The organism is Photobacterium rosenbergii, assembly GCF_003026455.1.
GTDB lineage: Bacteria > Pseudomonadota > Gammaproteobacteria > Enterobacterales > Vibrionaceae > Photobacterium > Photobacterium rosenbergii.
In genome coordinates, this window is record NZ_PYMB01000051.1 from 1 (window position 1) to 10,420 (window position 10,420).

Below are 10,420 nucleotides of genomic sequence, written 5' to 3' on the forward strand. Positions count from 1 at the left end.
GGCGGGGATTGGGGTAAAATAGCGCTTCAATCCACCCTAACTTTGTTGAAGAACTCAGGCTATGACTACCCATTGGCAACCCACGGCACCTATCAACCGTCTCAGGCAGCGTGCAGCAATCCTAGCGACGATCCGTGACTTTTTTGCTCAGCGCGAGGTGATGGAAGTTGATACCCCGGCGATGAGCCAAGCCACGGTAACGGATATCCACCTCCACACTTTCCAGACTACCTTTGTCGGGCCGGGTTATGCCGATGGCCAGCAGCTCTATCTGATGACTAGCCCTGAATTCCACATGAAGCGTTTGCTCGCTGCTGGCAGTGGGCCTATCTACCAGATCTGTAAATCATTCCGCAATGAAGAGTCGGGCCGTTTCCACAACCCGGAATTCACGATGTTGGAATGGTACCGCCCGGGTTTTGATCACCACGCCCTGATGGACGAGATGGATGATCTGCTGCAACCAGTATTGAAATGCGGCCAAGCCGAGCGGATGACCTATCAGCAAGCCTTTGTGGATGTACTCGGAGTGTGCCCACTGGAAGGGAGTATGGCTGAATTGAAGGTTGCCGCTGCTGGGTTGGGGCTGGCAGACATCGCCGAGCCTGAGCAGGATCGCGATACTTTGCTACAACTGTTGTTCAGTGTCGGTGTCGAGCCGAAAATCGGTCAGCAAACTCCGGCTTTTGTCTATGACTTCCCGGCGTCTCAAGCTGCGCTGGCCCAGATCAACCCTAAGGATAATCGGGTTGCCGAGCGCTTCGAGGTGTATTTCAAAGGGATTGAGTTGGCTAATGGTTTCCATGAACTGTCCGATGGTGACGAGCAGTTGTCCCGCTTTGAGGCCGATAACCGCAAACGTCTTGAAATGGGGTTGGAGCCACAGCCTATCGACATGCATTTGGTTGCGGCGTTGCGCGCTGGGTTCCCGGATTGTGCCGGTGTGGCCTTGGGGGTGGATCGTTTGATCATGTTGTCATTGGGTGTGGATCATATCGATCAAGTCAGTGCGTTTCCGATCTCGATAGCTTGATAATTGATCGAGAAGGCTTGAACAAAGCTTCTCCGCTTAGTGAGCGGCAGACCAATGAACCGCGCGGCAAAATGCCGCGCTTTTTGTTTCTGAAGCCAGAAACCGTTCATACATCTGGTGGCAGGAGGGTATTACTGCCGCGGCCAAAAGCTGGGGGAACAGCCAGTATTGTTAGTGTTATCGTATCTCTCTAGGTCTGGTGTTGTCGCAGGGTAGGATTCCAAGGCGCCTTGACCAAACAGGTCAAAGCATAATCAAATTAATCCCCAAATGCAAATAATTATCACTTGTAATTAGTTTGTCAGTATCAGCATGGTGCCCAACACGGCGATAATGGCACCTAGCCAGGCTGCGGCGGGTGGGCGTTGCCGCGTATGTAGCCAAAGCAGCGGTAGGATCATGATTGGTGAGGTCGAGGAAAGCAGGGCAACCATACCGACATCGCCGTCCCGTAGGGCGTAGAGGATCAGGGTCATGCCAACAGCCATCGCGAGTAGCCCGTTGAGGGCAACTTGCAGCAAGATACGTAGGTTGATTGGCTGCAGTGGCCGGGCAAGCTGCACACCGCTCAGGCGCAGAATAGAGTGGGCGGCAAAGGCACTAGCCATCCTAACAGCGGAGGCGGCGATGGGATCGATTGCGGTTTGCATGACGGGTTTGGCGATAATGGCCCCAAGCGACTGGCACAGTGCGGCTGTCAGTCCGAGCAGAATGGCAAATACCAGTGAGCCATGGTTACCTTCCCAATGTTGTTGCCGTTCATTGCCTCGGCGTTGGCCGAAAGAAATGGCGACGGCAACCCCGGCAAAGACAGCGATACTGCCCAGTAGCTTCCAGCCTTGCAGAATTTCTCCAAACAGCCACATCCCTAGCAACGCCGAAAACACCGCATGGCAGGCAAACAGCAGGCCACCGCGACGGGGGCCGATACGGTTGAAGCAGGCAAACAGGGCGGTATCACCGATAAAAATACCGATCACCCCGGAGAGCATCATTACGCTGGCATAGTCCCACTGCATGCTTGCCCAGCCGCCATTAAGCCAAGCCATACTTGATAGCATCACAGTGACACAGGCCATCCGCCAGCGGCTATAGGCAAAGGCACCCAAATGGCGTGAAGGGGTGACGGAAATCAGGCTGCTGACCGCCCAGAGAAATGCAGCTGCCAGAGCCAGCCATTCGTAGTTCATGCTTATCCTTAACTAGTGACACGATATCCTTATTGGTGTTGGGTATCTTGCGGGATAGTTGTGACCGGAGGCAAGGTGTTTGTCGGCCAAGGTTTTCGCTGGAGGAAAAGTTGACGGGAAAAAGCCGGCGCTTAATTCAAGCGCCGGACTGGGGGTATTAGGACAGCCAAACCATTTACTCTAGTACCACCCTTGCATTAAGGGGTTGCAGCGGACGGGCATTGTCGCCCATGACTTGGTGTAGGCTGTCAATTTGCTGCTCGGTACCGGCCTGGGCCTCGCGCATCACGAACCAGCGCACCCCTTCGCTGCATGGTGGGGTCGTTAGCGAGCCATTGAACCGGAAGTACTCCCGCTCCCTCGGCAGCAGGTCGGCAGGGTTTAGGTCATCCTGCAGAGGTTGGATTTGGTCTTTTTCTGGCACTTTCGCCAATAGGGTATTGAAGGCTTCGTTGCCCCTCGGCCCGGTTTTGAACATGGCGGCGATAACCGCTAGCTGGCCGTCTGCATTGGCATGGACAAAATGGACTTCAAGTGGGAATTGTTTGCCGCCAATATAGTTTTCAGACGGAGTATGGAAGTGGAACTGCTGGAGCTCGAACGTATCACCATCGATGACCAGCTGGTTTTTACCTTCGACATTGGCTTGCACGGTATGACCGTTATTGATCACCTCTCGGACCTTACCCTGATAATCGATTTGCAGCGGGCTAAGCTCGGCTTTGACCGTACCTTTGATATCGATTGGGGTCTGGTTAACGCCTTCGCCGCAGGTGGCAAAGTGTTTGCCCCAGTTATCGGCGCCATTTTCGCCCTCGTAACTCCACTCTGCTGCCTGAATACTGGTTGCTGATGCAACGGCCATCGCAACCAGCAGCACTTTGAATGATTGTAATTTCACGGTTGTTCCTCTCTTTATTGTTTTATGCAACTAGCCAACCTTCTTAGTGTAGTGGCTGGGGAATGGCTGCGGAGCAGCCTGTACCGGAAATGGCAGCCATATCCGGAAATGGAGAAAAACATCGGTGGTTAATGAAAACCTAGTTATTGATATTGTGAATAGTTTTCAGAATAGAGCTAAAAAAACCGCCCATGGAAGGGCGGTTTGGGACTTAGCTATCAGTACGGTCACACTTTGAAGCGCGAGACATCACGGCACATACTGGCAGCCGTGGCGTGCATTTCCTTGGCACTATCGGTTACCGCATCGGTTTGGACCGAGAGGTGATCGGAGACATCTTTGATAGCCTGGGTGTTGCGGCTGATGTCTTCGCTGACGGCACGCTGCTCTTCGGCGGCGCTGGCGATTTGGGTAGCCATATCCGATATTTCGCTAATGGCCTGGGTAATTTGGCTCAGGCTATCACTGGCGGCTTCGGCAAAACCGACACTCTCACCGGCAAGGTTGGTGCTGGCCTGCATGCTGTCGACGGCCTGGCGGGTATTTTGCTGTAGGGTCTCGATCATCGCCCGGATTTCCTCGGTTGAATCATGGGTGCGCTGGCTCAGTACCCTGACTTCATCGGCAACAACGGCAAAACCACGCCCTTGCTCACCCGCACGGGCTGCCTCGATTGCAGCATTGAGCGCCAGCAGGTTGGTCTGCTCTGCAATGCCCTGGATAGTCGACAGGATCTGGTTGATGTTCTGGGCGTTGCTCTCCAACTCGTGGATCACGTTAGCGGCATCCTGAACTTGCGTTGCCAATGAAGTAATCGCATTGCGGTTTTGGCTGATCACTCCCTGCCCTTGCTCACAGGAGCTGGTGGAGGCTTGTGCCGCTGCAGCCGTCATTTCGGCATGGCTGGCGACTTCGGCAGAGGTAGCGGACATTTCATGGATAGCAGTGGCAATCTGGTTGATATCGTTCTGCTGTTCATTCACCTTCTGGTTGGCTTGTACCGTCTGCTGAGCCGACAGCTCTGCCTGCTCACCAAGGCGATCGGACTGGGTCACTACACCTTTGATCATGCTCTGGAGCTGGCCGAGGAAGCGATTCATGTTATCGGCCAAGACGCCAATTTCATCCATTCTTTCAATATCAATACGCTGGGTCAGGTCACCCTGACCTTCGGCCAGTTGGGCAACCGATTCGTTGAGGCGAGTTAGCGGGCGAAGCAGATTGTTGATAATAAGGGTCGCGATCGCCGAAATCACAATATAAAGGCCGACAGAGGCTAGCAGGACAAAGGTGATTTGCTCGCCGATAGAGGCAAAGGCCAAGTCCTTGTCTTCCACCAGGGCCAGGGTCCAATCGGTGCCAGCGATTGGGGTGGCATAGATCAATTTGTCGTTGCCGTCGCTATCAAGATGGAAAGTGTGGATGGTTGGATTGGCAACTAGGCGCTGCAAGAGTTGCGGGGTTAATTCACTATCGAGTTGGCTTAGTGGTTGTTGGCTTAGCGACTCATCGCGGTAGGCAACGATGTTGTTGCTACCATCAACCAAGAAGGCAAACCCATTGTTGTCCAGTTGCAGGTTGAGGACCTGATTGATGATATCGTTAATGGTTAGATCAGCTGCCAGCACCCCACGATTTTTACCCTGAAAGGCCTTGGCAAAGCTGACAACCATACTGCCGTCGAAATCCTCGTAGGGTTCGGTCAGGATAAGGCCACTCTGGCGCATAGCATCTTGGTACCAAGGGCGGGTGCGCGGGTCATACCCCTCTGGCCAATCCTCAGTTTTGTCGCCATAGGCAATGGTGCCGTCATTGAACCCAGCGTAGACCGACAGGAACTGCCCGGCACGCTTAGTCAGCAATAGTTCGCGGTCGACATTATCCTGGTTGGCTATCAAGCTTTCGTTGGCCAGCATCATGTCGCTGCGGATGGCGAGCCAGTCACTGATATTGCTGCTGGTGCCTTGGGCAATATCCCGCATCTGGTTGTTGATGGCTGTGGTAGTTTCTTGCCGGAGCTGGGAAATGGAAATCCAGGCCTGTACGGCACTGACCGTGGCGATGATTACAGCAATCGCCAGCTGTATTTTGTGTTTGATCGTTAGCTTCATTGTTATCTCTCTTGGCTGCCTGATGTTGGTTTTTATATATGAGGCAGTTCCGGTGTGTTGATCGAGCGATGGTTACCCAAGGTACAGTCATACCCTTGGCGGAGGTGAATGATCATCATAGATAATTCATATAAATAACGTGATCGGGTTAACAGAGTTATGCTGGAGGAGCATTGGAAGAATCAGGTTGTGTGAAGGCGGTATATGCCGCCTTCACATTTTTATTGAGGGTTATTTATCAAGTTAATAGCATCGCGCCTAGGTAAACGACGGCAAGGCCGACCACACCTATGATCAGGCCGGTTTTGGCCATGTCTTTACTTTCGATAAGTCCTGTTGAATAGGCCAGGGAGTTAGGCGGTGTCGATACCGGTAGGATCATACCAAGCGAGGCCGAGAAGGCTACGACGACCAATACGCCTTGCAGTCCGCCCAGTGCGGCCAAGCTTTCCATGGATGCAGCAACTGCAGCAGCAATAGGTATTAATAAGTTAGCTGTCGCGGTATTGGACATGAAGTTTGCCATTAGCCAACAGATGATAGATAGCGTCAGTACAACTGCAATCGGTGATAGGGCATCGTAGTCCACAGCGTGAGCAAGTGCGCGGGCCAAACCGGTTTTATCCAACGCCAAACCGATGGCAATACCACCGGCAACCAACCACAGGACTTCCCAGTTGATGAGCTTGATTTCGTCTTTGCCCATGATCCCTGTCAGGGTGAACACGGCCAGCGGGATAATTGAGACGACATACACATTCATGCCGTGCAGCGAACTGGTCATCCACAACAGGATGGTCAGGCCGAAAGTAACGTACACCACAATGGCCTGCCAGCTTTTCTGGAATTGGCCATTGAGTTCAAGCTGCATGTGGGTTTGGGTTGATGGGAACATCTTTTGCAGCAACCACCAAGCAAAGGCTAGTTGCAGGATCACAAACGGCAGGCCGATCATCATCCAGCCAAGGAAGCTGATGGCATTTTCGCCCGTTAGGTATTGCAGGGCAATGGCATTGGGTGGGGTGCCGATAGGTGTGGCAATACCACCGGTATTGGCCGCGATTGGGATACACAGTACTAAGGCTTTGATACCGATATCACCTTTCGGCACGGAGGCCACGATAGGGGTCAGCAAGGCCAGCATCATCACGGTAGTGGCAGTGTTTGACATGAACATCGAGAAGACTGCGGTGATCAGCATCAGGCCAAGCATGATGTATTTCGGCTGGGTACCGAAGGGTTTTAGCAGCACCCGCGCAAGGTTGTTGTCCAATTCATACTTGGAGGCAGCAATCGCCAGCGCGAATCCCCCCATGAACAGGATTATGATTGGCGATGAGAACGAGCCAAGAATATCGGTGTACTTGAGCACTTCTCCCATCTCGTGCCCGGCTGGTGGGGTACGGAAGGTATGCAGTCCACTGTCGGAGATCATGATCAATTGTGAGGTAATGATCAGGATAGAGGTGGCAAAAACCGGGACCGGTTCTAAGACCCAGAGTAGGGCCGCAAGGGCGAAAATAGCGAGTAGGCGATGTTGGGAAACGGTTAATTCCGCAATTGGAATCGCATCGATAGGCAACATCAGTATCCCGAGCGGGATCCCGAATGCGACCAGCAGCTTAACTAGCTGGGATAAAGGTACTTTTTTCATAGTATGTTGGTTTGCTTATATTATTGACTGACCCCAGCATACTATTTGGATGTTGATATTTTCCTCGATATGGTCAATTTTTTTCATAAAAAAAGGGCCTAAAAGGCCCCTTTTTGTTCAAAAATGTTAACTGTTTAAGCTTCTGAAGCATTGCCCTGCATGCGTTGCGCATAAGCGCTACCCATCTTGGTCGGCACGCCCGGCTCCAAGCCGTCGACAAACGCGATGGCATCTTTCGGGAACAGGTTGATCACTGTTGAGCCCAGTTTGAAGCGGCCCATCTCATCGCCTTTCTTCAGGGTGATAGCCTGCTCGCCCTCGGCTGGATAATTCCAGCGGTGGATCTGCGGGCTGCGCGGTGGCGTGATGGTACCGGCCCACACGGTTTCAATGCTGCCGACAATGGTAGCACCGACGAGAACCTGTGCCATCGGACCAAATTCAGTATCGAAGATACATACCACACGTTCGTTGCGGGCAAACAGGTTAGGGACGTTTTTCGCTGTTAGCGGGTTTACCGAGAATAACTCGCCCGGCACATAAACCATGTGACGAAGCGTACCGTCGCATGGCATATGGACGCGGTGGTAATCTTTTGGCGACAAGTACAGCGTGGCAAAGTGGCCATCTTGGAACTCGTCTGCTAGCGCTTGGTCACCACCAAGTAGCTCAACTGCCTCATAGGTGTGGCCTTTAGCTTGGATCAGCTCGCCACCAGTGATTGGGCCTAGTTGGCTGACGCAGGCGTCAGCTGGGTGACTAATAGTCGCCGCATCGTCATTGATTGGGCGAGCGCCGTCTTTGAGTTCACGCACAAAGAAATCATTGAAGGTCGCGTAAGCCGCTGGATCTGGGTTACGTGCCTCATTCATATCAATGCCGTACTGGCGGATGAACCAGCGGATAACTGCGGTCGTTAACTTGCCAGCCTTCATGGAGGCAAGTTTGCCTGCTAGCTGGGTAAGGGTTTGCTTTGGCGCGCAGTACTGCAAGCCGATTTTGAAATTGTCGTGCACGGTATCGTCCAGAAACAGTGAGTTTTTCAACAAGATAGTTACGTAATTATAACGTCGGCCTGTAATAATACCTAACTTGTTGGCTAAAGTCAGTTACTTGCTGTCGTGGTTGAGGCTCCCTACTAAAAGGGAGCCGCCAGTCATCAATCGGGCTTGTTGCGAGAGAACTGCCGGTTGGCGACATTTTCTGACATGCTGTCGATGATCTTGTGGTAGCTGTCGTAACGGGCCTGGTGGATCTTGCCTTCCTCGACGGCTTCACGAATGATGCAGCCCGGATCGTTGCCATGCTTACAGTCGCGGAACTTACAGCCGCCCAGATATTCACGGAACTCGACAAATGCTTCGGTGACCTGCTCTGGTTCAAGATGCCACAGGCCAAACTCACGGACTCCCGGCGAGTCGATCAAATCGCCACCGTCAGGGAAGTGATACAGGCGTGCTGCGGTCGTTGTATGCTGGCCAAGGCCGGAGTTTTCCGACACATCGCCCACTTCAGCATCGACTTCTGGCATCAAGGAGTTAACCAGACTAGATTTACCGACACCGGATTGACCGGCAAAAATGCTGATATGACCTTTAAGATCTTCGCGCAGGCCATCAAGCCCTTCACCGGTCTCCGAGCTAACCAAACGCACTTCGTAGCCAATCTCTTGATAGAGAGCAAGGGTCTCTTCGACCTGCTTTCGATCTTCGGTTTCGAGTAGATCGACTTTATTGAGCACGATCAGTGGCGGGATCCCCACGGTTTCTGCGGCGATCAGGTAGCGGTCAATGATATTGAGTGATAACTCGGGCAGAACGGCAGAGACAATGATGATTTGGTTAACGTTGGCTGCGACCGCTTTGACACCGTCATAGTAGTCGGGGCGGGTCAGCATCGACTCGCGCTCATGGACAGCTTCAACTACGCCTGCGATGCCCTGCAGGGCCTCAACACCAGGCCGCCATACCACACGGTCGCCAGACACCAGACTTTGGATGCTCCGGCGCAGGTTGCAGCGATGGATGATCCCGGTTTCCGGATCCTCGATATCGGCATGTTGGCCGAAACGGGTGATCACTAAGCCTTCACGGGCCGATTCCAGCAGGGTTTCATCCCACTGGACATCATCTTTTTCGCGTTTCAGTCGTTTGTTTTGGTTAGAGCGCACGCGGCGGCTCTGACCTTTAGTAAGCTTTTTCTTTTTTGCCACAAGAATATCGTTCAGTTAAGTTGGCTTACGGTAAAATACCGATGTGTCATCTGCCGAAAAACCTGCAATAGCAGCCTCGGCAATAACGCTAGTTTGGTATTATCATACATGGTTTACTCATAGAATAGGCAATATCCGATGATGATCAGCGATCAGAACCTAATTTGGATCGACTTAGAAATGACCGGGTTGGATCCCGAAACCCATAAAATCATTGAAATTGCGACAATTGTGACCGACGCGCAGCTCAATGTCCTCGCAGAAGGACCTGTGCTGGCAATTCACCAGCCTGAGACCGAACTGGCTAAGATGGATGAATGGTGCACAACCACCCATACCAACAGTGGATTAGTAGAGCGGATCCGCCAGAGCCGTATCAGCGAAGAAGACGCGGTTCGCCAAACCATCGCTTTCCTTGAGCAATGGGTGCCAAAAGGGGCCTCACCAATTTGCGGTAACAGTATTGGCCAGGATCGCCGCTTCCTTTACAAGCATATGCCTGAGCTAGAGAAGTATTTCCATTATCGCTACTTGGATGTCAGCACCCTCAAAGAGTTGACCCGCCGTTGGAAGCCTGAAGTATTAGATGGTTTTAGCAAGAAGGGCAGTCACTTAGCGCTTGATGATATTCGCGACTCGATCGCCGAGCTGCGCTACTATCGTGAGCAGATCATGAAAATCTGATGATGAAATAGACGGTTGGATAGGAAAGATCAAATTTTTTTTGAGAACTATTGCATCCGTCTCATTTCCTCGTATAATGCGCAGCCTCGAAAGGCAATTCTTAGTTTGGTTTGCCTTTCAATATAATACGGACGCGGGGTGGAGCAGCTTGGTAGCTCGTCGGGCTCATAACCCGAAGGTCGTCGGTTCAAATCCGGCCCCCGCAACCAATTCTCTTCGAGAATATGCGACACTAGCTCAGTTGGTAGAGCGCAACCTTGCCAAGGTTGAGGTCACGAGTTCGAACCTCGTGTGTCGCTCCAGATTTATGGCTTTCATTGTGCCTAACAGTGACATGCGACACTAGCTCAGTTGGTAGAGCGCAACCTTGCCAAGGTTGAGGTCACGAGTTCGAACCTCGTGTGTCGCTCCAGATTATGGCTTTCATTGTGCCTAACAGTGACATGCGACACTAGCTCAGTTGGTAGAGCGCAACCTTGCCAAGGTTGAGGTCACGAGTTCGAACCTCGTGTGTCGCTCCAGATTATGGCTTTCATTGTGCCTAACAGTGACATGCGACACTAGCTCAGTTGGTAGAGCGCAACCTTGCCAAGGTTGAGGTCACGAGTTCGAACCTCGTGTGTCGCTCCAGATTA

The 10,420-nt window shown here is 52.4% G+C and carries 8 protein-coding genes and 5 tRNA genes; 7 read left to right on the top strand and 6 right to left on the bottom strand.

Annotation, left to right across the window (positions count from 1 at the left end; translation table 11 throughout):
• Window positions 1-61 precede the first annotated feature (61 nt).
• The gene (epmA, locus tag C9J01_RS29095; protein ID WP_107301546.1) at window positions 62-1,033 is read left to right on the top strand and encodes an elongation factor P--(R)-beta-lysine ligase; all 972 of its coding nucleotides are present in this window, start codon (window positions 62-64) and stop codon (window positions 1,031-1,033) included.
• Window positions 1,034-1,326: 293 nt separating this feature from the next.
• Here the strand turns inward: epmA and C9J01_RS29100 are convergent, their stop codons facing one another.
• The 6 genes from C9J01_RS29100 to rsgA all read right to left on the bottom strand — a co-directional run bounded on the left by C9J01_RS29100 (window position 1,327) and on the right by rsgA (window position 9,101).
• Window positions 1,327-2,223, bottom strand: coding sequence for a DMT family transporter (locus C9J01_RS29100; RefSeq protein ID WP_107301547.1), 897 nt, complete (start codon window positions 2,221-2,223; stop codon window positions 1,327-1,329).
• A 175-nt stretch (window positions 2,224-2,398) separates the two neighbouring features.
• On the bottom strand, window positions 2,399-3,124 hold the full coding sequence (locus C9J01_RS29105) for a carbonic anhydrase (protein ID WP_419688036.1): 726 nt from the start codon (window positions 3,122-3,124) through the stop codon (window positions 2,399-2,401).
• A 227-nt stretch (window positions 3,125-3,351) separates the two neighbouring features.
• Window positions 3,352-5,235, bottom strand: a complete 1,884-nt coding sequence (locus tag C9J01_RS29110) for a methyl-accepting chemotaxis protein (RefSeq protein ID WP_107301548.1) — start codon at window positions 5,233-5,235, stop codon at window positions 3,352-3,354.
• A gap of 238 nt (window positions 5,236-5,473) precedes the next feature.
• Window positions 5,474-6,889 carry an SLC13 family permease gene (locus tag C9J01_RS29115; RefSeq protein WP_107301549.1) on the bottom strand — a complete coding sequence of 472 codons (1,416 nt, stop codon included), beginning with the start codon at window positions 6,887-6,889 and terminating at the stop codon, window positions 5,474-5,476.
• A 134-nt stretch (window positions 6,890-7,023) separates the two neighbouring features.
• A complete protein-coding gene (gene asd, locus C9J01_RS29120; RefSeq protein ID WP_107301550.1) occupies window positions 7,024-7,905 on the bottom strand; it encodes an archaetidylserine decarboxylase in 882 nt (293 codons plus the stop codon).
• Between the two features lie 143 nt (window positions 7,906-8,048).
• Entirely contained in the window at window positions 8,049-9,101 is a 1,053-nt protein-coding gene (gene rsgA / locus C9J01_RS29125) for a small ribosomal subunit biogenesis GTPase RsgA (RefSeq protein WP_107301551.1), read from the bottom strand.
• Window positions 9,102-9,239: 138 nt separating this feature from the next.
• On the opposite strand from rsgA, the gene orn reads away from it, so the two are divergent.
• From orn to C9J01_RS29155, 6 genes are all read left to right on the top strand, one after another.
• The gene (gene orn / locus C9J01_RS29130) at window positions 9,240-9,785 is read left to right on the top strand and encodes an oligoribonuclease (protein WP_107301552.1); all 546 of its coding nucleotides are present in this window, start codon (window positions 9,240-9,242) and stop codon (window positions 9,783-9,785) included.
• Window positions 9,786-9,917: 132 nt separating this feature from the next.
• A tRNA-Met gene (locus tag C9J01_RS29135) sits at window positions 9,918-9,994 on the top strand.
• A 17-nt stretch (window positions 9,995-10,011) separates the two neighbouring features.
• Window positions 10,012-10,087: transfer RNA gene (locus C9J01_RS29140), tRNA-Gly, on the top strand.
• A 34-nt stretch (window positions 10,088-10,121) separates the two neighbouring features.
• A tRNA-Gly gene (locus C9J01_RS29145) sits at window positions 10,122-10,197 on the top strand.
• A gap of 33 nt (window positions 10,198-10,230) precedes the next feature.
• A tRNA-Gly gene (locus tag C9J01_RS29150) sits at window positions 10,231-10,306 on the top strand.
• A 33-nt stretch (window positions 10,307-10,339) separates the two neighbouring features.
• Window positions 10,340-10,415: transfer RNA gene (locus C9J01_RS29155), tRNA-Gly, on the top strand.
• The last annotated feature ends 5 nt before the right edge of the window (window positions 10,416-10,420 follow it).